Annotated in this window: 1 pseudogene; it reads left to right on the forward strand. The window is 34.4% G+C overall.

Features of this window, described 5'->3' with window-relative positions:
• A pseudogene (locus tag VJI94_RS08625) lies at window positions 1-250 on the forward strand (V-type ATP synthase subunit A); the annotation flags it as partial.

The following is a 250-nucleotide window of genomic DNA, read 5'->3' on the forward strand; positions in this document are numbered from 1 at the left end:
TTATGGTTCCTCCAGCTGTAAGTGGTAAAATTGTTGAAATTTTACATGGTTATCATACAGTTGATGAAATAATTTGTAAAATAGAAACTGATGATGGAATTAAAGAATTAAATATGATTAAAAAATGGCCGGTACGTCGTGGTCGTCCATATTCAAGAAAATTGGACCCAATTAGACCACTTGTAAAAGGTCAAAGAATAATTTATACATTTTTCCCAGTTGCAAAAGGGGGAGCTGCAGCAATTCCGGG

Origin of the sequence: Parvimonas sp. D9, assembly GCF_035282565.1 — a bacterium.
Classification (GTDB): domain Bacteria; phylum Bacillota; class Clostridia; order Tissierellales; family Peptoniphilaceae; genus Parvimonas; species Parvimonas micra.